At 47.6% G+C, this 24,762-nt stretch carries 25 protein-coding genes; 13 read left to right on the top strand and 12 right to left on the bottom strand.

Annotated elements, in window-relative coordinates; all coding sequences use genetic code 11:
* Nucleotides 1-25: 25 nt before the first annotated feature.
* Nucleotides 26-1,027 carry an alpha/beta hydrolase gene (locus OZ401_RS20525; RefSeq protein WP_341470391.1) on the top strand — a complete coding sequence of 334 codons (1,002 nt, stop codon included), beginning with the start codon at nt 26-28 and terminating at the stop codon, nt 1,025-1,027.
* Nucleotides 1,028-1,037: 10 nt separating this feature from the next.
* Here OZ401_RS20525 and OZ401_RS20520 read toward each other — a convergent pair whose 3' ends face one another.
* The 7 genes from OZ401_RS20520 to argS form a co-directional block, all read right to left on the bottom strand.
* Nucleotides 1,038-2,135 carry a hybrid sensor histidine kinase/response regulator gene (locus tag OZ401_RS20520; RefSeq protein WP_341470390.1) on the bottom strand — a complete coding sequence of 366 codons (1,098 nt, stop codon included), beginning with the start codon at nt 2,133-2,135 and terminating at the stop codon, nt 1,038-1,040.
* A 200-nt stretch (nt 2,136-2,335) separates the two neighbouring features.
* Nucleotides 2,336-3,490 (bottom strand): esterase/lipase family protein, encoded by a 1,155-nt coding sequence (locus OZ401_RS20515; protein ID WP_341470389.1) that lies wholly within the window; start codon nt 3,488-3,490, stop codon nt 2,336-2,338.
* 20 nt (nt 3,491-3,510) lie between these two features.
* A complete protein-coding gene (locus OZ401_RS20510; protein ID WP_341470388.1) occupies nt 3,511-3,918 on the bottom strand; it encodes an SCP2 sterol-binding domain-containing protein in 408 nt (135 codons plus the stop codon).
* A gap of 33 nt (nt 3,919-3,951) precedes the next feature.
* Entirely contained in the window at nt 3,952-4,551 is a 600-nt protein-coding gene (locus OZ401_RS20505) for a GNAT family N-acetyltransferase (RefSeq protein WP_341470387.1), read from the bottom strand.
* Between the two features lie 62 nt (nt 4,552-4,613).
* On the bottom strand, nt 4,614-5,360 hold the full coding sequence (fabG, locus tag OZ401_RS20500) for a 3-oxoacyl-ACP reductase FabG (RefSeq protein WP_341470386.1): 747 nt from the start codon (nt 5,358-5,360) through the stop codon (nt 4,614-4,616).
* A gap of 54 nt (nt 5,361-5,414) precedes the next feature.
* Nucleotides 5,415-5,972 (bottom strand): hypothetical protein, encoded by a 558-nt coding sequence (locus tag OZ401_RS20495; RefSeq protein WP_341470385.1) that lies wholly within the window; start codon nt 5,970-5,972, stop codon nt 5,415-5,417.
* A gap of 97 nt (nt 5,973-6,069) precedes the next feature.
* Nucleotides 6,070-7,722: an arginine--tRNA ligase gene (gene argS / locus OZ401_RS20490; protein WP_341470384.1), complete on the bottom strand. Its 1,653-nt coding sequence runs from the start codon at nt 7,720-7,722 to the stop codon at nt 6,070-6,072.
* A 469-nt stretch (nt 7,723-8,191) separates the two neighbouring features.
* Between argS and OZ401_RS20485 the strand changes: the two genes are divergently transcribed.
* The 7 genes from OZ401_RS20485 to OZ401_RS20455 all read left to right on the top strand — a co-directional run bounded on the left by OZ401_RS20485 (nt 8,192) and on the right by OZ401_RS20455 (nt 14,162).
* The gene (locus tag OZ401_RS20485) at nt 8,192-8,674 is read left to right on the top strand and encodes a cytochrome c maturation protein CcmE (RefSeq protein ID WP_341470383.1); all 483 of its coding nucleotides are present in this window, start codon (nt 8,192-8,194) and stop codon (nt 8,672-8,674) included.
* A gap of 298 nt (nt 8,675-8,972) precedes the next feature.
* The gene (locus OZ401_RS20480) at nt 8,973-11,006 is read left to right on the top strand and encodes a heme lyase CcmF/NrfE family subunit (RefSeq protein ID WP_341470382.1); all 2,034 of its coding nucleotides are present in this window, start codon (nt 8,973-8,975) and stop codon (nt 11,004-11,006) included.
* A 42-nt stretch (nt 11,007-11,048) separates the two neighbouring features.
* Nucleotides 11,049-11,735 (top strand): zinc ribbon domain-containing protein, encoded by a 687-nt coding sequence (locus OZ401_RS20475; RefSeq protein WP_341470381.1) that lies wholly within the window; start codon nt 11,049-11,051, stop codon nt 11,733-11,735.
* Between the two features lie 3 nt (nt 11,736-11,738).
* The gene (gene ccmA, locus OZ401_RS20470) at nt 11,739-12,473 is read left to right on the top strand and encodes a heme ABC exporter ATP-binding protein CcmA (RefSeq protein ID WP_341470380.1); all 735 of its coding nucleotides are present in this window, start codon (nt 11,739-11,741) and stop codon (nt 12,471-12,473) included.
* Nucleotides 12,474-13,157, top strand: a complete 684-nt coding sequence (locus tag OZ401_RS20465; protein WP_341470379.1) for a heme exporter protein CcmB — start codon at nt 12,474-12,476, stop codon at nt 13,155-13,157.
* Nucleotides 13,158-13,176: 19 nt separating this feature from the next.
* Nucleotides 13,177-13,905, top strand: coding sequence for a cytochrome c biogenesis protein (locus OZ401_RS20460; protein ID WP_341470378.1), 729 nt, complete (start codon nt 13,177-13,179; stop codon nt 13,903-13,905).
* Entirely contained in the window at nt 13,905-14,162 is a 258-nt protein-coding gene (locus OZ401_RS20455; RefSeq protein ID WP_341470377.1) for a CcmD family protein, read from the top strand. Before OZ401_RS20460 ends, OZ401_RS20455 begins: the two co-directional genes overlap by 1 nt.
* A 130-nt stretch (nt 14,163-14,292) precedes the next feature.
* Here OZ401_RS20455 and OZ401_RS20450 read toward each other — a convergent pair whose 3' ends face one another.
* Nucleotides 14,293-14,877: an ANTAR domain-containing response regulator gene (locus OZ401_RS20450; protein WP_341470376.1), complete on the bottom strand. Its 585-nt coding sequence runs from the start codon at nt 14,875-14,877 to the stop codon at nt 14,293-14,295.
* A gap of 221 nt (nt 14,878-15,098) precedes the next feature.
* On the opposite strand from OZ401_RS20450, the gene OZ401_RS20445 reads away from it, so the two are divergent.
* From OZ401_RS20445 to OZ401_RS20425, 5 genes are all read left to right on the top strand, one after another.
* Nucleotides 15,099-16,499 (top strand): glycosyltransferase family protein, encoded by a 1,401-nt coding sequence (locus OZ401_RS20445; protein ID WP_341470375.1) that lies wholly within the window; start codon nt 15,099-15,101, stop codon nt 16,497-16,499.
* Complete coding sequence (locus tag OZ401_RS20440; protein WP_341470374.1) at nt 16,496-17,284, top strand: hypothetical protein; 789 nt, start codon at nt 16,496-16,498, stop codon at nt 17,282-17,284. The genes OZ401_RS20445 and OZ401_RS20440 overlap by 4 nt, the downstream gene beginning before the upstream one ends.
* Before the next feature lie 71 nt (nt 17,285-17,355).
* Nucleotides 17,356-18,537 (top strand): prolipoprotein diacylglyceryl transferase, encoded by a 1,182-nt coding sequence (lgt, locus tag OZ401_RS20435; protein WP_341470373.1) that lies wholly within the window; start codon nt 17,356-17,358, stop codon nt 18,535-18,537.
* A gap of 80 nt (nt 18,538-18,617) precedes the next feature.
* Nucleotides 18,618-19,559 carry a branched-chain amino acid transaminase gene (locus OZ401_RS20430; protein ID WP_341470372.1) on the top strand — a complete coding sequence of 314 codons (942 nt, stop codon included), beginning with the start codon at nt 18,618-18,620 and terminating at the stop codon, nt 19,557-19,559.
* 27 nt (nt 19,560-19,586) lie between these two features.
* Nucleotides 19,587-20,783: a PH domain-containing protein gene (locus OZ401_RS20425; protein WP_341470371.1), complete on the top strand. Its 1,197-nt coding sequence runs from the start codon at nt 19,587-19,589 to the stop codon at nt 20,781-20,783.
* On the opposite strand, the gene OZ401_RS20420 is transcribed toward OZ401_RS20425, so the two are convergent.
* The 4 genes from OZ401_RS20420 to OZ401_RS20405 form a co-directional block, all read right to left on the bottom strand.
* Nucleotides 20,784-21,149 (bottom strand): Rieske (2Fe-2S) protein, encoded by a 366-nt coding sequence (locus OZ401_RS20420; protein WP_341470370.1) that lies wholly within the window; start codon nt 21,147-21,149, stop codon nt 20,784-20,786.
* A 106-nt stretch (nt 21,150-21,255) separates the two neighbouring features.
* Nucleotides 21,256-22,452 carry a glycosyltransferase family 4 protein gene (locus OZ401_RS20415; RefSeq protein ID WP_341470369.1) on the bottom strand — a complete coding sequence of 399 codons (1,197 nt, stop codon included), beginning with the start codon at nt 22,450-22,452 and terminating at the stop codon, nt 21,256-21,258.
* Nucleotides 22,449-23,720, bottom strand: a complete 1,272-nt coding sequence (locus OZ401_RS20410) for a glycosyltransferase family 4 protein (protein WP_341470368.1) — start codon at nt 23,718-23,720, stop codon at nt 22,449-22,451. The genes OZ401_RS20415 and OZ401_RS20410 overlap by 4 nt, the downstream gene beginning before the upstream one ends.
* Nucleotides 23,717-24,760 carry a UDP-glucose--hexose-1-phosphate uridylyltransferase gene (locus tag OZ401_RS20405; protein WP_341470367.1) on the bottom strand — a complete coding sequence of 348 codons (1,044 nt, stop codon included), beginning with the start codon at nt 24,758-24,760 and terminating at the stop codon, nt 23,717-23,719. The genes OZ401_RS20410 and OZ401_RS20405 overlap by 4 nt, the downstream gene beginning before the upstream one ends.
* Nucleotides 24,761-24,762 lie beyond the last annotated feature (2 nt).

The following is a 24,762-nucleotide window of genomic DNA, read 5'->3' as shown; positions in this document are numbered from 1 at the left end:
TTGCAGTGAGAGCGACGGTGCGAGTTTGAGATTTTTTGCAGTAAGTTTCCGAACGAAGCGTTTTTTAAGTCTATTCCTGATTTTTACACTTTTTGCCAGTTTGCTAAGCGCATGTAGCGCAGAACCTACAGTTTTTACCACTTCACCAACCTATAGCGCACCTATAAGCACTGCTACCGCTACTTCATTTGCTACTGCCACTCCCCTCCCGACTCAAGCGGCGAGTGAGGCTATCACCCTTGAAATAGGGGATTTCTCAGCTTTTGTATATCTCCCGGTTGGGCTGGATAAAACAGCACCCGCTCAAATATTGTTGGCATTGCATGGGATGGGCGGTAACGGGCAAGCGATGGGGCGAATATTAACTGAGTACGCCGATCGCTATCATATGGTGGTGGTTGCGCCTAGCCTTACATATAACCAGAATTGGAAAGATATTTCGGTTATTGCGCAAGAAGAGCCAACGCTTTCTGCTCGGCTTCAAAATATGATCGACCAGATTCCCGTAACCCTTGGTTTGCAGATTAACCCCAAAGTTATACTCTTTGGTTTTTCCAGAGGGGCGCAACTGGCACATCGCTTTGCTATGTTCAATCCTGAAAGGGTTTTGGCAGCCGCTATAATTTCAGCCGGTGGCTACTCACTACCGATTATCAACGAACCTAGTTCCGAGCAGACCGCACAGGCAGCTTCTAAAATTATGCCGTTTCCGTTTGGTGTAGGGGATATTTCACATTATACCGGGCATGCTTTTAACCGCGAAGCTTTTTTAAAAGTACAATTTGTGATTGAAGTAGGGGAAATGGATACTAAATCCGCCGATGTGCCACGCGATTATGACCCCTATCTTGGTAATAATCGCCTTGAGCGCGCCCGAACTTTCTACAAATGGTTACAAAAGGTTGGAGTACATGCTACCTTCAATACTTTTCCACAAGTGGGTCACGAGATTACCCCTGACATGGATTTGATGGCTTTCCAGTTCTTTAGGAACGCCCAACAGAATGACAATCGGAATGCGGCTTAACCAATTCCGTTTATTGGGCGAGTGGTAGCGAAACATTGGCTATAGTACCCATTTCTGGAATGCTTATCAGGTTCAATTCACCGTTATAAATTTGGCATAGTCGCTTTACTAGGGTTAACCCAAGCCCGCCACCCTGTTGCTCGTGTAATTCCCGATTGAATTGAACAAACCCCGCGATAGAGCGGATTTGTTCCGCTTTCATTCCGTGCCCTTTATCCTGCACTTCCAGCACAAACTCGCCCTTTTCCAGCCGCATAGTTACTAGTATGGGTGAGCCGGGCGTGGAATAGCGAAAAGCATTATTGACCAATTCTTCGGCGATTTTAGCTATACGCGCTTCGTTGATGGCAACGTTATATTTTTGACTGCTTACTTGTAGAGTTAAATCTCCTATCCGTTCGAAACCTGCTGCCGCTTTGGTAATTACTTCGGCTAAGAGCGGCTCGGGCGAAACGCAAAGTTCATGCCGGAGCAATTGAATTTTTTGCTGATCTTCTTTGACAATTTCGAGTTCTGCGACCAGTAAAAAGTTCTGGATAAGCCGATTCAAGCGCTGTGAATTCTGGTAAATGCCATTTGCCATCAAGCCTATTTCATCTTTTTCAAGCGAATCCCGGTAATCTCTCAGTAAAAGTGAATAGCCAAGGATTACACTCAAGGGAGTGAGGAATTCGTGCGGTAGAATAGTTGTAATATTCTGGCGCAATTCATTTAGTTTAGATTCGATTTGGCGTTTATTATTGCGATGCTTTTCTATTCGGGTATTAACCGAATTAATTAGCTCTTCGACTGTGCAAGGCTTTACCAGATAATCATCGGCTCCAAGCTCCATGCCGATTCTCATGCGGCTACGTTCATTAAATCCGGTGAGGAAGATAAATGGAATGGAGGAAAATTGCGGATTGGATCGGACGGTTTTTAGTACAGTGTAACCATCCATTTGGGGCATATTTATATCACATAAAATCAAATCGGGATGGTATTGTTCGAGAATAGCTAGACCTGTTTTACCATCGGCAGCCTTGATAACATCATACTTTGCGTTGGTTAGCACCACTGCCATGGTGCTGCGGATCATTTCTTCATCATCAATTATTAGTATTTTCATTGGCAACCCAGCTTAGACAAATTAAAACAACTTTAAAGGTTTACCACTTTCATTCTAGCATAATTCCATTACCAAATTTAGATATTCAAGAATAAAATCATTTCAATAACATAACATATTTAGCTACTCTTTCGAAATACGAGCTTCCTTGAGAGCTTTATATTCGTCAGGTGGGTACAAAGTTAAATTTGGAAAGGCGGTTAGTTGCTCTTTAATATTCCAAGCACTGTATTTTGCAAACCGGAGTCGATGAGCGCTTGCATATGATTAATATGAAAATTTTGTTGCGGAGCGTTGAACTGGGGTGGCCAGTTTGCGCTGTTGATAGCTACCGCCGAGTCTCCCTCGCTCATCTCTTTAAAGTTACCGTAATTTTGGTGGGAGTCTGCTACCTTGCCGATAAACTCTAGCAAGTGGGGGCTGGAAACCTCCAGAATATTGATCACTTTACCGAGTTCGCACAGAAATAAATTAACAAAAGTAGGGTTAGTTCCGGTAAATCCAAAATATTGTACACCGGGTAAGGGTTGCTCATCTTGAACTAGGTTGTTCAGCATATCGCTACCGGGTACAAGTTCATCAAAGCCCGCGCTCATAGCGGGTGCGCCGAAGGAATGTGAGATAGCTTCACGCACTTTGTTTGCCACATCGTTCAGGTTTTTCTCCAGCACATTGTCCAGAAAGCCCTGTATTGGTGGCGGAAATTTGATGTTGCCCAGTATGTCGAAATTTATATTTTGGTGCAAGGTATCATTGTAATCTTTTGACAGCTTGGGCATATAGCTGCCTTGATGAGGCGTACAAAGGCTGATAACCTTGCGCAAATGCGGCACTCCGCTATTGCCGAGTTGTTTTAGGGTGGCTCTGGTAACCAGCCCACCCCGACTGTGGCACAAAATTATCATAGGCGGTATGCTACCGCCGTTTGTAGCTACCTCTTGTTCTATCGCCTGAAAAACCAGTTTTTCAAGGTAGCTTAAGATGGCGCTTAATTCGGTAACAGCATATTGTAGGAGGTCGCTCGGATGGCACTGACTAAAGTTTACATAACTAAAACCATTTTCGCTCAAGCACTGAGTCCAGCTTTTTGCCGCGCCGGGTTGATAAGGCAACGAGGTGGCTATTCCCTTTGTATTCTTGGGGGGCTTGCTATTTAGATCAAATAGCCAAGTGTCGTTGACGTTAAGGCTGAGGGGGTCTGACCAATGCTTAGCATTGCCCCCTATCCCATGAACTAGCACTACGATGGGCATATCAGGTTGACCGGCGGCTACGCTCAGTTCACACAGATTGTTTTCAGCCGCACACTGGCTCTGGAAGTTTTGTAACAGTTCCGCTAATCTGGCTTGTTCCATACAACCTCTAACAGTGTTTATTATCCCGGCAATTCGGTAGGCACCAGCTTGAGGCTATTGACCAGTTCATTGGCGGCTTTTAGGTTTTTCATAACCTTTTGCATATTGCCTTTGAGGCTCAACTTGCCGGTCATAATCGCTTGCATAGGATCAAGTTCGTTGGTAGCCACTTTAAACCAAGAATCAGCCGGACCTTTGACAGTAAACTCAGGGGTGCGCAGGGAAGCATCTTCTACTTTAATTGCTTCAAGGCATTTACCATATTGTAAATTCAAATACATGGTAATTTCATCAGTGGATGTTTCGTCCGGCGAAGCGATAAAATAAAAATCACCTTCCCATTCTTTTGCGGCATCTTCATAACTCGCGCTTGTATTGAGCGCCTCTCTGAATTCATCAAGCCATTCCTGTGTACCGAACAACGCCATCTAATTACTGCCTCCTTGTGTAGTAGAATGTTTTTAGGGATTAATAATAGTATTACCGGGATAAATCTGGCTATCGGTAAGTTTCTGCCAGTAATCCTTTATTTTGCAACCCATGATCAGTAGGTCATGGGTTACGCCTTGTGCATCTTTTATGTAATCGGTGAGGATGCCCTCATGGACATAGCCTAGTTGCTTATAAATTTTGATAGCAACAAGTTGATCGGCACGTAATTCGGCTGATAATTTTTCCATACCTAGATCACGCGCAAGGTTGAATAGTTCGCTGGCAAGTATGCGTCCAAGCCCCAAGCCGCGACTGTTTTCGCCCACCAGCATCCAGAACTCACCAATGTGCGCAAACCACTGGGTGCGGTAGCCTCTTAGAACTGCAACGCCTACAATGCGTTCATTAATTTCCGCAACAATGGGGAATACCTCATTCCAACGAGGACCACCGAACCAAGATTCTAGGCTTTCGCGCTCGGTTACATCATAGCGCAGAAAGTTACGCTCATCTTCGGGTATGGTTAGAAAAAACATGATGAGGCGGTCTTCATCTTCCTGATGTAATACCCGCAGGGTAGCAATCTGACCGTCACGTAAGTCTATTTCTTTTGGATAATCATCCAACATTTTCGGGTGTTTTAACCTGTTTCAAAATTGATTCAACGAAAGCTCACCGCTTTTGGGTTATGCTACCCCATGTGTATCCCGCCGTTGATGTTGATTTCCTGTCCGGTAATATAATCGGCATCAGCGCATAGGAATACAACTGCTCGGGCAACTTCTTCAGATTTTCCCAGTCTTCCCATTGGAATTCTGGCTTTAATGAGATCAAGGCGGTCTTCTGGAACTGCTGCCACCATTTCGGTTGCGATGAAGCCCGGACAAATGGCATTTACAGTAATCCCAGACTTGGCGGTTTCTAATGCCAGCGATCTGGTAAAGCCCAGAATAGCGGCTTTAGTAGCGCTGTAGTTTACCTGACCGAAGCCACCTGCTTGCCCAATAACAGACGAAATGCTGACTATATGCCCGTGTTTCTGGTTCAGCATATACTGTAGCGCACTATGAGTACAATAGTATAAGCTGTTGAGATTGGCATTAATAACTTCGAGCCACATTTGCTCATTCATATTCTTGAAAGACTTATCGCGAGTAATGCCCGCATTGTTGATTAGTATATCAAGTTTTCCGAACTCTGCTATTGTCTTTTCAACCAGCGTTTTGGCTTCTTCATTACTCCCAACGTCGGCGGCAATAGCTATTGCTTTACCGCCCGTTGCTCTAATTTGCGCTAAGGTTTCTTCTGCCCCTGCCGTATCACTCTTATAATTTATGGTCACACTGGCTCCCTCTAATGCCAGTTCGATAGCAATTGCCTTACCAATGCCCTTTGAGCTACCGGTAACTATGGCTACCTGACCATCCAGTCTGCCCATTCTTGTTACCTCCATTCTTTCTTCAACTCTCTCTATTCTTTTATACTGCGAGGCTTATTCTGCGGTTTCTGCGGTTGCTTTACGCTTTGCCGACTTTTTTGAAACCGGGCTTGCTTCACCCAACGGGTAATAACCTGCATCACCTTCGGCGGCTGATTGAGTCTCAGCTACAGCTTTATCGTCAGTGGCGGCGGCTTGTAGGTTCAGCGCTTTCATGATCTGTTCCAGCGTATTCTCTATTTTGGAGAGCCTGACTTCGAGATTACCCACATGTCCGCTGATTTTTCTGATTTCAGCAGAAGTAGAGTTAGACTCGATTTTTTCCTGAAGGTCATCAAGCCGCGCATCTATATCAACGATTTGGGAAGAGAGCCGCGTGAAATCGTGGAGGGTTGGCAAGCCCTGAAGATGCAGATACTTCTCCATGTTATCCTGTAGAACTTTCTGCATTGTCATCGCGGATTCCATGTTCTTACCCATGCTTGCTGCGAACTTTTCAGTGTTAACAAACTGGTTCATAGCATTGGATGACATTTCCTCGCTGGCATCCATCATTTTTTTCCAAAAATTAAATGGATCCATAGGCGAGCCACTTTTAGTTTCATCGCTCATAGTTTAGATTAGTCTCCTTAATCTTTAATCTTGGCTTTTGATTGTTTTACGGAGCGTATATAAAGGATACAATATTTCTGGAAGAGCCGCAATAGAACTATAGCTCTTCCGGAGCGCTCATACCCATTAAACTTAATACACGTGCCAGCGTAACTTTAACTGCTTTAACCAAGAGCAGCCTTGCTTTGCTTAAAGGCACATTATCAGGGTCAATTACTCGATTATCGTGATAATAGGTGTGGAATGCACTAGCAAGTTCTTGCGAGTAGAACGCCAATCGGTGCGGTTCAAGATTACGTGCCGCGCCTGCTACAATTTCTGGCAGCAAAGTTAATTGCCTCACCAAATTCAAATCTCCCTCATTAGTCAGAAGATACACATCACCGTCATCCCAAGTATTAATGCCCTTTTCGGGAGCTTGCTTGAAAATGCTGGCACAACGGGCATGGGCATACTGGACGTAATAGACCGGATTCTCATTGGATTGGGCGAGCGCGAGGTCAAGGTCAAAGTCAATTTTGGTATCCTGACTTCGACTTATCAGGTTATACCGTATTGCATCGGCACTTACTTCGCTCATAACTCTATCAAGGGTTACGATATTGCCGGTGGTTTTTTTCATTCGCGCGCCATTGACCATGACCATTTGCATAACGATAATGGTTAAGTCATCGGGATTCAAGCCGAGTGCGTTAAGGCTGGCTTTCAGGCGTGGAATGTGCCCCTGATGATCCGCTCCCCAGATATTGATAACTTTCTGAAAACCGCGGGTTATAAACTTATTATAGTGGTAGGCAATATCTGACACAAAATAGGTGGGCAAGCCGTTTGAGCGAATCAGCACATTGTCCTTTTCCTGCCCTAGTGCGCTGGAAACAAACCAAACTGCCCCTTCACGCTCTGCTACATGCCCCTTCTTGCGCAATTGCTCAAGGGTGATTTGTACCTCGCCACTCTCAAATAGGCTTTGTTCCCGGAACCACCGATTAAATTTTACCCCCATGCGCTCAAGGGTAGCTTTAATGTCGGCTAATTGCACTTCAATTCCAAGTGTGCCTACTTTTAAGCGACCTTCAGAATCGGGCAAGGCTAGGAAGCGATTACCATATTCCTCGATAAGTAAGCGCGCTGCAAATTCAGCGGCAGGGTAATTTTCCAAGGGGGGCGTGGCATCTTCGCCTTGAAGCTTTCGATAATAATACCAGCAATTGCTGTAAAACACTTCCATGCGACTACCGGCATCATTTACATAAAACTCGCGTTCTACTTCATAGCCTGCCGCTTCCAGCACGTTGGCTAAGGCATCACCTAGGGCAGCGCCTCGCGCCGAAGCGATGGTAATCGGTCCGGTAGGATTTGCGCTTACAAACTCTACTTGGACTTTGGTTTGATTACCTAGCTCAACATTCCCATAGCTCTGCCCGGCTTTGATAATCTCCAAAACCTGACCCGCTAACCAGCCTTGTTTCATTCGGAAGTTGATAAAGCCCGGTTGGGCAATTTCTACTTCCGCTATTGAATCATTTGGTTTAAGGTATTGCCGGATAATTTCGGCAATGCGCATCGAGTTTGAGTTCGGGATGGCGCGCTTCAATTTGAGAGCTACGTTGCAGGCGTAATCTCCATGATCATATCGGGGGGTGCGTTCTACAAAAACTTCCGGTAACGCTAGTTCCGGCAACGCCCCTTTTTGTACTGCGTAATGGATTGCCTCTTTAACAAGAAGGGCTATTTCTTCGTTTACAGTCATAAATTTAATATAGTAAAAGTATCTTGAAAACACTAAAGGTCAGTAGAGGAAAATTATACCAGATTTTTGCTAAGTTATCTGTACAAACCCCAATATTTAATTTTTCCATAGTTGACAGGGCTAAAAAAAGGTTTATAATTAACCTATACAAAAGATGAACAACACATAAAATAAAGTACTACAAAAAATTTTTAATGTATTAATATTTTCCTTTCTTATAGATCATATCTGCCTAGCTCAACAAGTCTACATCCACACTCATAGCACAGAGACCAACCTAAGTCCAGGTTGGTCTCTATATTTTATAAGAAAAAATTAGGGTTCGATTAAGATAGGCTGACAGGCTCACTTACTATTACTTACTATTATTGACTTTTGTTTCTGCCTATGATACTTTTACATTTACAATCAGGTAAAATTTCAATCAATTTTTATATACCCAATATCTCGTATTTGAAGGGAGATTAGAATGGCTCGCGCTACCTTATCAACTGCCTCTGTGAAATCTATATCCACCGGCTTTGAACAGCATCGCAAATCTCCTTTAAAATCCAAGCTCAAATTTTACCTGGTAGGTATAGTTATTCTTGGCGCAGCTGCTTTTGTGGCTTTTAGCGCGATGCAAGGCGCAACCGTTTATTACTATGATGTCCATGAAGTAAAGGCGAAACTGGTAAGCGGCGCTCTTGCTAATGAGCCATTCCGTATGGCAGGGCAGGTTGTACCCGGCACTATTCGCAAGGGCGCTACTGCTGACACCTATATTTTTACTGTCTCCGACATGAAACAAAAAGACCTAACCATAACCGCAACTTATAAAGGGGTTATACCGGATACTTTCAAGGATGAAGCGCAGGTCACCCTAACCGGGAATTTTAATTCTTCGCAGTCAATGTTTGTGGCTAACGAATTACTGGCTAAATGTCCATCCAAATATTCGACAACCGCTTAGTAGTGTAGCAATTAAGCATAGAAATGAAGTAAGAGATTTCTGGTAGTACAACGTTGCATAAGGGCATAGCTATACACCTTGAGTTACGGTTGTCAGAATAATAAAAATGAACCTGTTAAGAGAGACAAGTGGCTTAAACCACTTGTCTGCAAGCTCTCCTGAAGCGAAAATCCTGAATATATTTATTTGATGAAGCTCCCCGTAACCATTATTGGCATTTATTCGGAATGGCAAAATCAAACGGCGAGAGTCATAAACGAGCATATAGTAGCTTTAATAAGGTAACGAAAGTTTCCCCATGAATCAAATTGGTTATGTTTCTATGTTGGTGGCCTTTGCCGTTTCCCTTTACGGCGCAGTAGCGCTCGCAATCGGATCGTTCCGGGGCTATCCTGAAATGATAAAGAGCGGTCGTAGGGCTGCTTGGGTATCCTCAGGTCTGATAACTCTTGCCTCTCTCAGTCTCATTTGGGCGTTACTGAATGACGATTTCAGCCTTAAATATGTAGTTACCAATAGCGCGCGGGCGATGGAGTGGTTCTACAAACTCTCGGCGATGTGGGGCGGTCAAGAAGGCTCACTTCTGTTGTGGGCGTGGATGCTGGCTGGTTTTATGGTAGTTGTCTTGCTCCAGACCCGCCATGCTGCTTACCGTCAGATAGGACCTTGGGTTTTGGTAACTATGTTGACAGGCGCTGCCTTTTTTGCGGCGATGTCTAGTATCGTTACCAACGTGTTTGAGCAGAGCGTGACAATTCCACAGGATGGGCGCGGCTTAAACCCACTGTTGCAAAACCTCGGTATGGTAATACATCCCCCCATGCTCTATGCCGGATATGTCAGTACAATAGTAGCGGCGGGTTACGCTTTCGGTGCGCTGGTTGTTAACCGTCTGGATAATACTTGGATTCGCTTTTCGCGGCGCTGGATTCTGTCAAGCTGGATTTTTCTCACCGTAGGAAACTTTCTGGGTGGGCAATGGGCTTATGTGGTACTGAGCTTTGGCGGTTTCTGGTCTTGGGACCCAGTTGAAAACGCCGCTATTATGCCTTGGTTTATCAATACTGCCCTGATGCACAGCATCATGATCCAACAACGGCGCGGTATGTTTAAAGTCTGGAATATTTCGCTGGCGTTTTTGGCTTACGGACTTTCGCTATTTGGCACTTTCCTAACCCGCAGCGGTATTCTCAGTTCCGTGCATGCCTTTGGTGAAAGCACGCTTGGGCTTTACTTTATGGCGTGGATTGGTATCCTGCTGATAATCGGCTTCGGCTACGTATTTCTGCGCTTACCGCAATTACGCAGCGAAAACAAGTTGGATGGGCTTATCTCCCGCGAAACCAGCTTCCTTTTAAATAACATTCTGTTCTTCCTGTGTGTAGCCTTTATTCTCTGGGGAACGCTTAGCCCGCTGGTTACCCAAATATTCACCGGAAACAAGGCGGAAACCACTGCTGATTATTACCCGAAAACCATGTACCCGGTGTTATTAGGCACGTTGTTCCTGATGGGTATAGGCCCTCTCATCGCGTGGCGACGTGCTTCTCTGGAAAGCATCTCGCGCAGTTTCTGGATTCCAGCGTTGGCGGGTCTTGGCTTTGCCTTGATTGCTTACGGGTTGGGAATGCATGAATTTCTGGCATATGTGGGTTTGAGCATCTGTGTCTTTACCGCCACCACAATATTTTTGGATTACTACCGGGGCATCCGTACCCGCCGCAATCATGGCGATACTAATGTGCTGGTTGCTGCCACAAATATGGCGCGTCGCAATGGGCCCCGCTATGGCGGTTTGCTGGTGCACCTCGGCATTCTGATAATCTCGGCGGTAATTATCGTCAGTAGTGTATATGAAGCTAAGATTGAGTTCGTCCAGCTTAAAGTAGGTGATAGTGTTTTCATCAATGGGATACACAGCTACAAGCTAACGCTGGTAAGTGCGGCTCGGATAAAGGGCGATCTTAAAACCACTTACCCGGTAAACCTCGCGCTTACGGTTGATGGTAAAGCACAAGACCCCATTACTCCGGCAGTGGAATATTATCCTAGCATTGACCAGTTTGTAACGACAGTATCAATACGCCCTGACTTGCTGGAAGACCTCTGGATTACCACCGGTCAGCAGGAAGTCGATGCGAATAATAAAATTGTAAGCGCACCCTTCCAGATTTTGGTACGTCCGATGATGTTATGGGCGTGGGTGGGGCTTGCCGTGACGATTGCCGGATTGCTGGTGGCTATCTGGCCCAATCCTAACGAGCAGGTAGTGCAGATTCCAACTAAAAGCAAATCTGGCGAACCTAAGAAATCCGAAACGGTGCAAGTCTAAAATAGTGGCGAGGTATAAACCTCTAAGGTTTGAAATTAAAAATTGACTCTATATACTTTACATAACATAATACTGCAAACGAGTCTGACCTCCAACTCAGACAAAGATTTGTCGTTTCTCGGTTGGTTGATCGCCTTTATGGTGGCGGTGGCGGTGGTTTTTGTAGTCGGGCAACCGTTGCTTCAGCTTGAAACCGGGAAAAAGCGAGCCAGTGTACGGCAGTTGAGCGATGCTCAAATTGAACTCGAAACCTTGCGCGAGCGGGCAGGCGCGGAAAGGCTTTCGCTGGAAGAGCTAGAATTCGACCGCGAACTGGGCATAATCGAGACGCAAGACTACGAAATGCTTAAGGAACGCAGCCGCAGCCGTTTAAAGACGCTCGAAGGGGCGGTTTCGGAGCGCACCGAAGAATTGGTTGAAGGTGAGCGCGAGTTGAAGCGCAAGGCGCGTCCTACTCAACCCCTCAATGCCCCTGCCAAAAAACAAATTGCCGAGAAAACTGCCGGAGATACACGCTCGAAAGCTTCGGTAAAAGAGAGTTTGAAATGCAGCGAGTGCAACACACCCTTCAAACCCGGTGATAAATTTTGCACCAAGTGTAAAGCCCCTTTGCCGATAATTTGCTTGAATTGTGGTACTGAAATCAAGGACGAGGAAGCTAAATTTTGCTCTCGTTGCGGTGCCACTTTTGAGAAGCGCACCAAAAATGCGGAGGAAGCTAATTCCTAAGCGATGACCAAAGCGGCGCATTCCGTCATGATACGGGCAAAAGGGTTGCAGAAAAACTTCGGGAATCGTGCCGTTCTGCGCGGGGTTGATTTAGATTTAAGGCAGGGCGAGTTTGTAACCCTATTAGGACCAAATGGCGCGGGTAAAACCACCCTACTGCGTATTCTCGCTACGCTGGCGCGTCCTACCAGCGGTACAATTGAAATCGCGGGTATTGCACTCAAGGATGCACGCCCAACCATAAGAGGTCTGCTTGGCGTTATCAGCCACCAGACCTTTTTGTATGAAGATTTGAATGCCTTTGAAAATCTGCGCTTTTACGGTAGGCTATACGATGTGCCTGAACTCGAAAAGCGTATTCGGGAAGTTCTAGAAAAAGTAGGCTTAGAGCGACGTGCTATTGATCGGGTACGTACTTACTCGCGCGGTATGCAGCAACGCTTGAGCATCGCCCGTGCGATTTTACACAACCCCCCTATTCTGCTGCTGGATGAGCCTGACACCGGGCTTGACCGACAAGCCTCCAACATGTTGAGCGGGCTTATCCACGAACTGGCGATTGATGGGCAAGAGCGCAGCGTTTTGATGACCACCCACAACCTTGAGCGCGGTTTGGCGATGTGTGACCGGGTGGTGGTTTTGGCAGGCGGCAAACTGGTAGCGGATCGCCCCGCCACTGGGTTATCGGCGGATGAATTGCAGCAGTTCTATTTCGACTCGGTTAGCAGGGGGCGTTGATTGGGTAACTACCTGCGAAAAGTTTGGGCGGTATTTTCCAAAGATGTACGCGCCGAACTCCGCACCAAAGATATATTCAGCGCAATGTTTGTATTCAGTTTGCTGGCGACGCTGGTTTTCGCTTTTGCGCTGCCCGGCAAATTGATGGAGCCGAAAGAGGTGGCGGGAGTTGCGCCCGGTTTGTTGTGGGTGGCATACACCTTTAGCGGGGTGTTGGGTTTGAACCGCTCTTTTATCGTGGAGAAAGATCGCGGTTCGTTGGAGGGGTTGCTGCTTGCGCCCGCCGACCGCAGCGCAATTTATCTGGGCAAAATGCTGAGTAACCTCACCTTTATGGTGCTGGTGGAAATGTTGATTACCCCAATTTTTGGGGTGGTTTTTAATTATTCAATGTGGAACCCATTGTTAATTCCGGTGGTGTTGCTTGGTACGCTAGGCTTTGCTGAAATCGGGACGCTTTTTGCAGCGATGGCAGTCAACACTAGGGCGCGTGAGGTGCTGTTGCCGGTGCTGTTTTTCTCGATAATGCTGCCGGTAATTATCGCGGCTGCCAACGCCACCACCGCTTTGCTGTCGAATCGCCCTATAGAGGACATCGCCGGACAGTTACAATTTATCACGATTTTCGATATTATATTCCTAGCATTGCCTGTTCTTTTGTTTGAATTAGTAGTTGAGGAGTAACCTCTGGAAAGTATTAGATATGGCAACCGCAATAAAATATACAAAACCAACTAAAGGTTTAGGTTTGTCCAATGTGCTGTTTTGGGCAACGGTTTTTAGCTGGCCCATTTCGCTAATCTTCGTGCTTATGGCAGGCGATGATGTAAACCTTAAATACTCACAGCGCATCTTTTATTACCACCTTCCCGCCAATATCATGTGCTTTCTATCGTTCATGGTTTATTTCATCGGTGGTATTGCTTACTGGCGAACTAGAAACCGCAAATGGGATATTGTGATGGTAGCCGGGCTGGAATTAGGTATCTTCTGGGCAGTCATTGGGATAATTACCGGAGCAATTTGGGCGCGTTATGCTTGGGGTACTTTCTGGACGTGGGATCCGCGCCTTACCACCGTCAGTATCATGATGGTAGTTTACATCTCTGGGGTAATGTTGCGGTCGGCGGTAGAAGACCCAACGCGCAAGGCAGCCTTAACTGCCGCGTTTGGAATCATCGGTTTTGTAAATGTGCCGTTGGTATATTTCTCTACACGCTGGTTTCCGAAAGGGGAACATCCGGTTATCTTTGGCGGCGATAGCGGAACTCCGGTTGGTCTCGAAGGCTTTATGTTCATTACATTGGGCGTATGCTTTGTGGCAGTTGGGTTGCTATTTGCCTGGATGCTGCAAGCGCGCATTCGCTTAGGGCATATGCATGAAGAGTTGCAGGCGCGCCGCATGACGCTTGAAGGAATGGAAAACGAATAATGGCAAATTTAGCGTCAATTCTGACACAGGCTGTCACACCGCCCCCTTCTCAAGAACAGGTCAGTAGTGGGCTGGTTTACGTGGTAGCGGCTTATGCGGTTATCTGGCTGTTTATTGCCGGATACCTCTACACTATCCAGCGTCGCCAAGCTCAATTAAAGCGAGAAATTGACCTTTTGCGAGAAGAGGAAGAAGAACAAAAACACGCAGCAAAAGCGAAAGATCAAGCGGTTAAATCCGGTCAAGATTTAGGCTAGGCATATTCCGACCGCTTCCGTCTAATCTAATGGCGGCACGAAACTTCGTCTAGCTGGTTTTTACATAACGGCAAAAAGAAAAAGGGAGTTAATTAACTCCCCTTTCGATTGCTAATATTTTATTGATTCACTAGTTTTTGTCTAGTTCTCGTGCCAGCAATATAGCTTCTGCAATTTCCTTCATTGATTTGCGCGTGTCCATACTTAATTTCTGGATGCGCCGGAATGCGTCTGCCTCTTTAAGTCCATATTGATCCATCAGAACGCCTTTAGCACGCTCTATGACCTTGCGAGCTTCGAGAGTCTCGCGCAGGTCGCCTATTTCCTTTTCCAAGTCGCAGAACTCGCGGAAACGGCTGAGTGCAACTTCAATAGCAGGTTGAAGTTCATCCTGTCGGAAGGGCTTTACAATATATCCAATAACTCCAGCTTCCCGCGCCCCTGCTACCAGTTCTTGTTGGCTGTAGGCGGTAAGCAATAGCACCGGAGCAATTCGTTCTTCGGTCAATATTTTAGCGGCGGTTATACCGTCCATTTCTGGCATTTTAATATCCATTATTACCAGGTCTGGTTTAAATTCTCGCGCAAGGCTGACTGCTTGCTTGCCGTCACCTGCTTCCCCAACCACCTGATAACCTAAAACACTGAGCATTTCTTTCAGATCCATACGGATGATCGATTCATCATCGGCGATCACCACCCTTGTCTGATTCAATTTACGCACCTCTTTCTGCAGCATTGCATTTTGGGGTATCACAGGCATATTTATTTCTCCAATTATTGCTTTTATATATTACAACAAAATCAAACATACGCAAATAAAATCGATGGAATTATAGTAAGAAATGGGAGTTTTTGCAAATCGCCCAAACTAAAAAAGCCTTTGTGCATTTGCACAAATTGACCATCCGGTGAGGTTGAAACTATAATGCCCTTATGGAAATACTTCTAATAGGGCAAGGGCCGTTGCCTGTCGAACTATCCGAAAAGCATAGCGCGCCCGGTTTCAGGGCATGGTATTTTGGACGGGCATTGGCTGAAGCGGGACATAAGGTTAGGTTGGTGTCGCTTGGCTCTAACTCTATTCAAGCACCTCGCCTTATAGCCGATAATCTCACGCTTCACGCTCTACCGGAAGCTATGATAACCACCGAAAATTATTTGGAGAAAATGCTTGCCGATAGCATGCCGCAAGCGGTAGTCGGTTCGGGTGTTCGGGCATCGTATCTTGCCTCCTTATACTTGCCGTCCTCATTACCGCTCTGGGCTGACCTTTTCGGTAGCCCGATGGCGGAGGCGCAGGCAAAAGCCGCGGTGTATTGCGATGATAGCGTAATCGAGCCTTTCCTGCGTTTTGAGCGGGCGGTACTCGAACGCGCCGATGCTTTCAGCGCAGTTTCTGTTGCGCAACAGCACGCTATTGAGGGCGAGTTAGGACATTGCGGCAGGCTTACTGCGGCAACCTACGGATATCGCTTCGTATGGTCGCTACCAGCCAGCACCGATTTCACCGTTTTACCCCATGACCGGAATATGCTACGCGGGAAAATTGTGCCTGAAAATGCTTTTGTGGCGCTGTGGAGCGGTGGTTACAATACGTGGACGGATATTGATACGCTTTTTGCCGGGCTTGACCACGCCATGTCACAATATCCAGATTTGCATTTTGTTTCAACCGGAGGAACGCTACCGCCGCACGATGTAGCTACCTATCCCCGTTTTTGCCAACTGGTTGAAACTTCCGCATATTGCCAGCGTTATCACTTGCTAGGGTGGCAGCCGTTTGAAACGCTGCACAATTTTTACCTTGAGGCAAATCTAGGTATAATACTGGATAAGTGGAGCTATGAAGCGGTGCTAGGCAGTCGCACCCGTCTGGTTGATTGGCTAAAATATGGTCTGCCAGCAATAGCCACACGGGGCGCGGAACTTGTAACCGAATTAGAAAACGCCGGGGCAGTTTTCACCTTTCCGCATGGCGCTAGTGAGCGGTTGGGAGATTTGCTAGGTGAACTGGCAAAAACCCCCCTTGCGCTTAAAGTGGCAGGCGAACAGGGGCAACACTTTGTGTATGAGCATTACCATTACCAAGTCACTACTGCGCCGTTGCTGGAATGGGCGGCAAACCCCCGTAAAGCGCCCGACTCTGGAAATAGCGCGGACAGTAGGCTGGATTTGGAGAAAAAGTTGGCAGAATTGGAAAGTCAACTGGAGGCTAAAAACGCCCATATTAGTACAATTGAGCAGTGGGCGCACGAGATGGAAACACGTCTTAAAGGGCTAGAAGCCTCACCCCTGCGCCGTTGGTGGAGTAAGGTCAGGTCTAAATTTTCATGAGTTGGGAAATCTGGGTTAACGCCCTTTGCTGGCTATATTTGATGTTTGCCGCTTACTGGTTACTTCAGTCGTGGCTCTCTCGTCACATACAGGGGCTAGGGCTACTGATATTCGGCAAGCCCGGACCCGCCTCAAGTTTCTATTTCTGGTTGCTCGCTCCCGGCGTGATTCTGCACGAGCTAAGCCATTGGCTAGTGGCGAAAGTGCTGTTTGTACCCACCGGAGATATGGCTTTGTTCAGCCCATCCAAAAATCGAGCGCAAAACAACAAAGTAATTCTAGGCTACGTTGAAATATATAAGACCGACCCCCTGCGCCAAAGCTTGATCGGTATTGCGCCGTTGCTAACCGGAATAGTGGCGTTAGCTTTTATCGCGAATTTGCTACAGTTTCGCTACGGGTTCTCGGATGGGACGCAAATACTGCATATCTTTCAAAATCTCCCTGCCGACTTGCTGAAAACAGTTTCGCAGCCGATAAACCTACTCTGGTTGTATCTTGTCTTCACCATTAGCAACGGTATGTTGCCAAGCTCGGCTGACCGTCGTCCTTGGTTGCTGGGATTTGTGCTACCTGCCGCTATATTGGCGACACTGGGCTTTCTGGGCTTTCTGCCGCCTATTTCATTAGAATATCAACAAAAGGTAATAAGTTTCCTTGGCAATTTGACATGGGTTTTTGCCTTTGCCGCTGTTATCAACCTATTGTTGGCGCTGGTGGTGCTTTTGCTGGAATATTTGTTAAGCCGCCTACGCCGCCGCAAGGTTGTTTACGGAAGAAAATAAAAATCGGTTTCGGTCGCTGATGGTATAATGCCTCAGTGAAAATTTACCCACAATAAATGGAGAACCCAAAAATGGCGTTGAACCGAACCAAAAAAGAATTTGACATATTTAAATTTCTATTGACTTTACCGGGTATCCTGCTGGTTTATTCGGCAGTATTCACTATCTTCTTTCTGTTGCGGTTGGAAGGCGGAAATAACCCGATTGCGCTCCAGTTAGGTAGCCTAACCTTTCGCTGGTACGGTATTGTAATTACAGTAGGGGTAGTTTTCGCACTCTTTATTGCGCAATATCTGGCGGAACGGCGCGGTGAAGACCCGAATCATGCTTGGGGAATGTTGCCGTTTTTACTGGTATTCGGCATCCTGTTCGCTCGGTTATGGTATGTAATCAACACTTGGGAAAAATACAAAGATTACCTTTATTCCTTTGGTGACCCACAGCATCCCGGTTTCTTCGAGGTGTGGCGTGGCGGTATTGCGATACAGGGCGCAGTAATCGGCGGTATCATTGCCGCGTTGATTTATCGGCAATTTACAGGCATTAAATTCATGCGCTGGGCTGATTTTATCGTACCCGGATTGATTGTGGCACAGGCAATGGGTCGTTGGGGCAACTTTTTCAATAATGAAGCTTACGGTAGCCAAACGGATTTACCATGGGGCTTAAAAATCCCCTGCGAATACCGCACTTCCGGCGTTACTCCCGGCACAGTCAATACCACATGTCAGGCGATTCCTGCCGATTCACTGTTTCACCCCACTTTTTTCTACGAATCCATCTGGGATTACGCGGTGTTTATCACCTTGCTGTTTATGGTTATGTATCCGAAGCGGGTACAACGCGCTCTGAAAATTCGCTTGCGTGATGGCGATATTTTCCTAGCTTATCTGGTGTTTTATAGCATCGGGCGGTTTATAGTGGAAGCGATGCGCACCGATTCGCTTTATATCATCGGCGACCCGGTGAGTGGCGGTATCCGTAGCGCGCAAATGTTGTCAATTGTCTCTATCTTTATCGGTTCGGTTTGGTTTATCTGGAGACATCGCGCCCACCCAACTCGCGATGATGAAGCCCTTTCGGTGCGAGTTGCGCCACGCCAATTGGTAACAGATACCGTAGATGATGAAGCGCCACAGGCTGAAGATTCCTTTGAAGAAGACGCTGACGGCAATAATTCAGAAGCGGAATCAGCCGAAGCTTCTCAAGCTACGAGCCAGACAAGCGTTAGCGAGGAGGAAGACTCGAAGTAAGGGCAAATGCTCGATACATTTGTGATATAATGCCCTTTAGTGTTCTATCAGCCTAGATTTTGAGGAGATGGATTTTCAAGATGTCAAACGTAATGTGCTATTTTGAGGGCAAATACGTTCCCCTTGCCGAAGCAAAAATCAGCATAATGACCCATGCCTTCAACTATGGAACGGCTTGTTTCGAGGGTATTCGAGGCTACTGGAATGAAGAAAAGCAAGAGCTATATCTCTTCCGGCTGCGTGAACACTACGAACGCCTCGCAAATAGTGTGCGCATCCTTGGGTTTAAGTTACCCGGTACGGTAGATGAACTGTGCGAAATTACTACCGAACTGGTGCGACGCGCCGGGTTCAAGGAAAATATTTATATCCGCCCAACCGCTTATATCGCATCCGAAGTAATCGGGGTAAGGCTGCACGACCTAAAGTATGAATTTTGCATTACCTGCCAGCCTTTCGGCGCATATGTCAGCACTGATGGTTTGAAGGTAGGGGTTAGTAGCTGGAAGCGCATTGATGATAATATGATTCCGGCGCGTAGCAAAATCGCGGGAGCATATGTCAATAGCGCCTTTGCCAAAACTGAAGCCCTGCTTAACGGCTTTGATGAGGCAATTATGCTTACCTCCGATGGGCATGTATCGGAAGGTAGCGCCGAAAACTTTTTCATGTACGTAGGCGGCAAGCTGGTAACTCCGCCCGTGAGCGAGAACATTCTGGTGGGTATTACCCGCAACACCATTATTACGTTAGCCCGCGAAGGGTTGGGTATTGAAACCGTAGACCGGGTGATTGACCGCACCGAGTTGTACATTGCCGATGAGATTTTACTGTGTGGCACGGGGGCGCAGGTTGCCCCGGTGATTTCGGTTGATCGCCGCCCTGTAGGTGACGGTGCTATTGGCCCGTTCGCACAAAGGCTGCAAAAGCTTTATGACGATGTAGTACGCGGCAAAAATCCTGTATATCTATCTTGGTGTACTCCGGTTTACCAGACTTCCGATGCGATAGCTCAGGTCTAGGACCGAATTTGCACCGACTATTCTAAAATGAAAAACTGGAAACCTGTTTCTTCGTGGGGTGGTGTCATTGGAATTATCCTGACACTCCTCACGGTGGGGTTGCTCGGTGGAATGCTCTGGCAAACTATCGTAGCAACTCAAGCTCCTGACAGTGCAGGAGCAAATTTCGGCACGTTCGGCATGGGTTTGCTATGCTTCCTTTTGCTGGCGGTTTTAGTCGGGCTTGCCTTTCGTACCTTCAACTTCTACCGCCTTCGTTATAGCCTCGACCGTAATGCAATCGTCATTGCCTTGGGCGATCGCAGGCAGGTTATCCCTCTTGCCAATATCCAACATTTGCTTCCCGCCAATATAGTTTTAAGCGAAATCGCGCGTCAGAAAGTAACTCCCTCACAGGTTATACCTAACCCCGAAGAGGTGGAGAGCGTTTTTGCTTCGGCTGAACCTGTTGCTGAGGTTGTCGCGGAGGCGAAAACAACGCCAGAAGACGAGATAGCCGAAGCCGTGGTGGTGCATGTGGCGGATGAGAAATCAACCGAAGCACAAACGGCGCAAAAAGTTGAAACGCCCTCGCCTAGAAAGACGCCACCGTTTACCGTTAAGGGTTTGCTCTTGCCCCGTCTCAAGCCCCGAATGAGGCTATTTTCTTATTGGAAGGGCTATTACGTAAATCGAGGTTTGCTTGAGCCGTTGGGTGAAATCCAGTTTTATTCTACCGTAACGCTTGAGAATACCTTGATAATACGTACCGCTTCTTCGGTTTACGCGCTCAGTCCGCAAGACCCGCAACAATTTCTAATTGAGTACAAGCTACGCAAGAATCTAGGGGCTACCGAAAACGTCAAGGAGGAAATACAGGGCGGGCTGACTTTGAATCACCCGCTCTGGCATGATTGGCTTGGGCGTAGTTTGATTGCGGTAGGGGTTGCCCTGAATTTGCTAATGTTTGTTTATCTGCTTTGGCGATTGCCGAACTTGCCCGATTTAGTGCGCTTGCACTTCAATAAGCTAGGCGAAGTTGACCGCATTTCTTCAAAAGGTGACGTAATGTGGCTTCCCTTTGTCGGTCTCAGCGCAGTATTGCTCAATTCTATTTTCGGTGCAGTGATACACAAACGCGAACGAATCCTTGGCTTGATTTTCTTTGGCGCAACCTTGATTGTTCAATTTCTACTGTGGATTGCGCTTTTCACCGTAATCGCCGAGCGCGGGCTTGGCACTTAATTACCAAATTCGCACCTTGACCCAAATGTTGCCTTGCTCTACCCGCACCGGATAGGTTTCAAGCGACTTGCGGATAGGCGGGCAGGCTGCTTTACCGCCATCTTCAAGGTCAAATTTCCATGTATGTGCAATGCAAACGACTCTACAGCCTTCTACTCTGCCGACACTAAGGGGGAGCGCGCGGTGTGGGCAAACATCACGAAAAGCGTAAATCTTGCCGTTGGTGTTGACAATCGCTACCTCCCAATCCTTTTCTTCTAGTATTACTCTTTTGATAGAGCCGGGCGCAATTTCTGAAACATGCGCCAGCAAAAGATAGCCATCATTATCTATGTTATAACTGCTGATATTATTTTGTTCAAGCATGTTTAACCAACTTTTTGTTAAAATAGTATATTGTATGTATATGGTAAAAGGATTTTAACCTTATCCACAAATTATATACAAAGCTTGGACAAATCACAAACAATTATCATTTAATTAGGAAAAATTCTTTGTAGAGATTTACTGTAGCTTTGCCGGCTGCTTCCCAGCTAAAACGCTGTTGTACCAGCCTGCGCCCGTTTTGTCCAAGCTCATGCCTTTTTCCGGTTTCCATTTCGAGGAGTGTTGCAAGGTGGGTAGCCAACGCTGTTGCATCGCCCGGTGACGCTAATCTGCCGTTTTCAAATTCGCCTGTTTCAAAAACTTTGTCGGGGATACCGCCCGTTGCGCTTGCTACTACCGGGATGCCACATGCCAACGCCTCTAATGTGACTAGTGAGCTACCTTCGTACAAGGTAGGGTGTAAGAAAATATCGGCGCGGCGGTAGTAGCCGTACAATTCTTCGTCCGTAATCTTTCCCGCAAAATAAACCCGCTCTTTCAAGCCGAGTCGAGCAGCTTGCGACTCTAACGCCTCACGTTGGCTGCCCTCTCCAACCAGCACCCAGCGCCATGCTTGCGCTGTGCTAATTTGGCTCAAAGCCTGTAACCCTATGTCGAAGCCCTTGTTTTGTTCGAGCCTACCCACGCTGAGGATAAGCCTTGTATCGGCGGGTTGGGTGACTGGCTTTGCGCTGGCTAGTTTTGCGTCAATTTCTTCAAGGTCAACCGCGTTTGGGATGAGGCGCGTTTTGCTGTCCGGGGCCTTTAGATAGCGCGAAACTTCGGGTATTAACGCCCTATCGGTGGCGATGATGGCGGCGCTGCGCTGTGCGGCAGTCCGCAACATGGCGCGAAAAGGGGCATACGCGCCTTGCTTGAGCCGCGAAACGTTTTTAAATTCTTCCATGCCATGTGGGTTTAGCACCAACGGCACGCCCGGTAAAGGTTGCATTGCCACACCGAAAGCTGCCAATCCATGCGCGTGGATTACGTCAGGGGCGGGCGTAAAATGGCGCACCTCACGGGCAAGGCGCAGGCTGAAAAGCGGGTAGTTAACCAGCCTGTCGGGAATAGAGTTACGGCGCAAAAGTTTTATGGTTTGGTAAGGCAAATAGTGGTGTATTACTTCGCCTCGCCAGCGCACCGCTTCTTGCTGAAAATAAAAAGGGTCGGGCGGTTGGGTAAAAAGATGCACCGTATGACCGAGCCGCGCCAGTTCTTGGGTCAGTCTGTAAACGTGTTGTTCAAGCCCACCAAAGGGGTGAAAGGGGTAGCACACCCGCGCCAGATGCGCAATAATCAACGTTCTGTCCTTTTCTGCGCCAGTAAATCGTAATAAAGCTGCTCAGTACGGGCAATTACTACAGGCTGGCTGAATCTTTCACGGGCGACTTGTAGAGCGGCGGCACGCATCTGTGTGCGCTTTTCGGCGTTCTCCGGCTTGAGCAATTCCTTAAGCTTTTCGCCCATTTCGGCAGGTGTGGTAGCCAACGCACCGCTTACCCCATCTTCGATTGCGTCGGGCGTACCGCCGGTATTGATGCCAACTACCAATGCGCCTAGCCCGATGGCTTCCAGCAGCACCCGACTAAGCGGTTCGTGCCACAGCGAGGTAAAGAGCAACGCTTCGGCTTTTGCCAGTAGCTTTAATGCTTCATCGTGTTCCACCCAACCCAAAAACTTTATATTCAAGCCTTCGCGCGTGGCGGTTTCCTCAAGGCTGGATCGCATACTGCCCTCGCCTGCTACCAGCGTGGGAATAGCAGGACGGGCGATACGCAATACGTCCAGCAGCATCCCCGCACCCTTGTTTTCCTCCAGCTTGCCCATATACAGCAAATAAGGTTCGCTAACTTTCAGGCTAGATTTCTGCCCGGCAATTTCCTGCAATTGATCGAGGTCAACGAAGGTTGGTAACACGCGCAAGCGTTCGGGCGGTACAAAGGGCGCGAGCTTACTAGCGACATAATGGCTAACTCCTAGCACCGCATCTGCCTGTGCCAGCCATTTTTGCTTGAGGCGCAAATTGGCAGCCATATAGAGCGAAACAGGCGCGGCAGCTATTCCAAACGCGCCCTGATTTCGGTAGAGGCACTTCAAGCGGTTGACCGGGCTGCATCCAGGGCAAACCTTATTTCCGCTCAGGTGAGTCGTCCAGTAGCATACCGCCCAGTAATCGCGGATGGTGGCGAGACTGACCGCGCCGCTCTTTTGGGCGGCAATAATCGCGGGAGGGATGGTTAGGTAATGCTGCCCATGCGCCACCTGAATTTTATACTGCTTGAAAAAACCTTCCAGCCAATCCGCGAAACGGGGATAGAGCCGTTCGTTGCGGGTGTAGTTGCGAGCGAATGGGATTTTAACGGTTGGATAGATAAACTCGGTGACGGGCAAGCCCTCATATTCGCGAGTGGTAGTGGTGAAGGCTTTGCCCTCTTTCGGCACAACCACCTGCACATTGTGACCGCGTTGTTGCAAGGCACGCGCCAGATAAAAGCTGCTCCAACCGCTTCCGCCGCACTTGGGCGGGAATACGTCACTCAGTATGGCAATGTTCAGGGCGTTGTTCATTTCAGGCTGTAATGTTCCTCAGATAGATTACGCAACTGCTCGGCGGCAAGTTCGGCTGTGATGTCGCGCTGCGGGCCTCCCAACATTTCGTAGCCTACCATGAATTTGCGGACGGTGGCAGAGCGCAACAAGGGCGGGTAAAAATGGGCGTGTAGGTGCTGATGCGGGTAATTTTCGCCATCGGTTGGCGCTTGGTGGAAACCCATCGAATAGGGGAAGGATGTCTCAAACAGGTTGTCATAGCGGGTTAGGAAGCGTTTCAGCACCTCAGCAAGCCCGGCGCGTTCTTCCGTATGCAAATCGGTCAATGAGGCATTGTGGCGCTTGCTCAGTAGCATAATTTCATAGGGCCAGGTTGCCCAGAAAGGCACTACCGCCATCCAAGTGTCATTTTCGCACACAATCCGCTCTTGTTCGCGCAACTCAATCGCTACATAATCGCACAGCATACAATTGCCCTGCCGTTTGAAATAATCAAGTTGGTTAGCAAATTCCCGGCGCGGTTCGTTGGGTAAACTTTCCTGCGCCCAAATTTGCCCATGCGGGTGCGGATTGCTTGCGCCCATCATTGCGCCCCGATTCTCAAAGATGCTAACGTACTTTACATAATCAATAGAGCCGAGTTCTTGATATTGCTGTGCCCATGCCTCTACTACTATTTCAATTTGAGCTTGTTCCATCAGGGGAAGCGTGAGGTCGTGACGGGGGGTGAAGCACAGTACGCGGGCAATACCGCGTTCGGTTGCAGCTACAATAATGCCTTTCTCATCAAGTTTAGACTCGATGGTATCGGGCAATAAGCCGGGAAAATCGTTATCGAAAACATAAACCGAGTCATAAGCAGGCGTATGATTGCCTCCGGCGCGTTCGTTACCGGGGCATAAGTAACAAGCCGGGTCGAAGGTTGGCTTCTGCTCAATCGCAGTTTTCTCCACTTGCCCTTGCCAAGGGCGTTGCAAACGGTGGGGCGACACAATAACCCATTCTCCGGTCAGTGGGTTAAGGCGGCGATGCGGCTTGGTAAATAGCTCTTTATTCATCC

Source organism: Candidatus Chlorohelix allophototropha (genome assembly GCF_030389965.1).
GTDB lineage: Bacteria > Chloroflexota > Chloroflexia > Chloroheliales > Chloroheliaceae > Chlorohelix > Chlorohelix allophototropha.
This window is presented reverse-complemented; position numbering and strand designations above follow the sequence as displayed.

What these genes read in the sequence shown, in the direction of transcription:
- OZ401_RS20520 (WP_341470390.1), bottom strand. Translation starts at nt 2,135, where the DNA reads ATGAAAATACTAATAATTGATGATGAAGAAATGATCCGCAGCACCATG.
- OZ401_RS20515 (WP_341470389.1), bottom strand. Translation starts at nt 3,490, where the DNA reads ATGGAACAAGCCAGATTAGCGGAACTGTTACAAAACTTCCAGAGCCAG.
- OZ401_RS20510 (WP_341470388.1), bottom strand. Translation starts at nt 3,918, where the DNA reads ATGGCGTTGTTCGGTACACAGGAATGGCTTGATGAATTCAGAGAGGCG.
- OZ401_RS20505 (WP_341470387.1), bottom strand. Translation starts at nt 4,551, where the DNA reads ATGTTGGATGATTATCCAAAAGAAATAGACTTACGTGACGGTCAGATT.
- fabG (WP_341470386.1), bottom strand. Translation starts at nt 5,360, where the DNA reads ATGGGCAGACTGGATGGTCAGGTAGCCATAGTTACCGGTAGCTCAAAG.
- OZ401_RS20495 (WP_341470385.1), bottom strand. Translation starts at nt 5,972, where the DNA reads ATGAGCGATGAAACTAAAAGTGGCTCGCCTATGGATCCATTTAATTTT.
- argS (WP_341470384.1), bottom strand. Translation starts at nt 7,722, where the DNA reads ATGACTGTAAACGAAGAAATAGCCCTTCTTGTTAAAGAGGCAATCCAT.
- OZ401_RS20485 (WP_341470383.1), top strand. Translation starts at nt 8,192, where the DNA reads ATGGCTCGCGCTACCTTATCAACTGCCTCTGTGAAATCTATATCCACC.
- OZ401_RS20480 (WP_341470382.1), top strand. Translation starts at nt 8,973, where the DNA reads ATGAATCAAATTGGTTATGTTTCTATGTTGGTGGCCTTTGCCGTTTCC.
- ccmA (WP_341470380.1), top strand. Translation starts at nt 11,739, where the DNA reads ATGACCAAAGCGGCGCATTCCGTCATGATACGGGCAAAAGGGTTGCAG.
- OZ401_RS20460 (WP_341470378.1), top strand. Translation starts at nt 13,177, where the DNA reads ATGGCAACCGCAATAAAATATACAAAACCAACTAAAGGTTTAGGTTTG.
- OZ401_RS20455 (WP_341470377.1), top strand. Translation starts at nt 13,905, where the DNA reads ATGGCAAATTTAGCGTCAATTCTGACACAGGCTGTCACACCGCCCCCT.
- OZ401_RS20445 (WP_341470375.1), top strand. Translation starts at nt 15,099, where the DNA reads ATGGAAATACTTCTAATAGGGCAAGGGCCGTTGCCTGTCGAACTATCC.
- OZ401_RS20440 (WP_341470374.1), top strand. Translation starts at nt 16,496, where the DNA reads ATGAGTTGGGAAATCTGGGTTAACGCCCTTTGCTGGCTATATTTGATG.
- lgt (WP_341470373.1), top strand. Translation starts at nt 17,356, where the DNA reads ATGGCGTTGAACCGAACCAAAAAAGAATTTGACATATTTAAATTTCTA.
- OZ401_RS20430 (WP_341470372.1), top strand. Translation starts at nt 18,618, where the DNA reads ATGTCAAACGTAATGTGCTATTTTGAGGGCAAATACGTTCCCCTTGCC.
- OZ401_RS20425 (WP_341470371.1), top strand. Translation starts at nt 19,587, where the DNA reads ATGAAAAACTGGAAACCTGTTTCTTCGTGGGGTGGTGTCATTGGAATT.
- OZ401_RS20420 (WP_341470370.1), bottom strand. Translation starts at nt 21,149, where the DNA reads ATGCTTGAACAAAATAATATCAGCAGTTATAACATAGATAATGATGGC.
- OZ401_RS20410 (WP_341470368.1), bottom strand. Translation starts at nt 23,720, where the DNA reads ATGAACAACGCCCTGAACATTGCCATACTGAGTGACGTATTCCCGCCC.
- OZ401_RS20405 (WP_341470367.1), bottom strand. Translation starts at nt 24,760, where the DNA reads ATGAATAAAGAGCTATTTACCAAGCCGCATCGCCGCCTTAACCCACTG.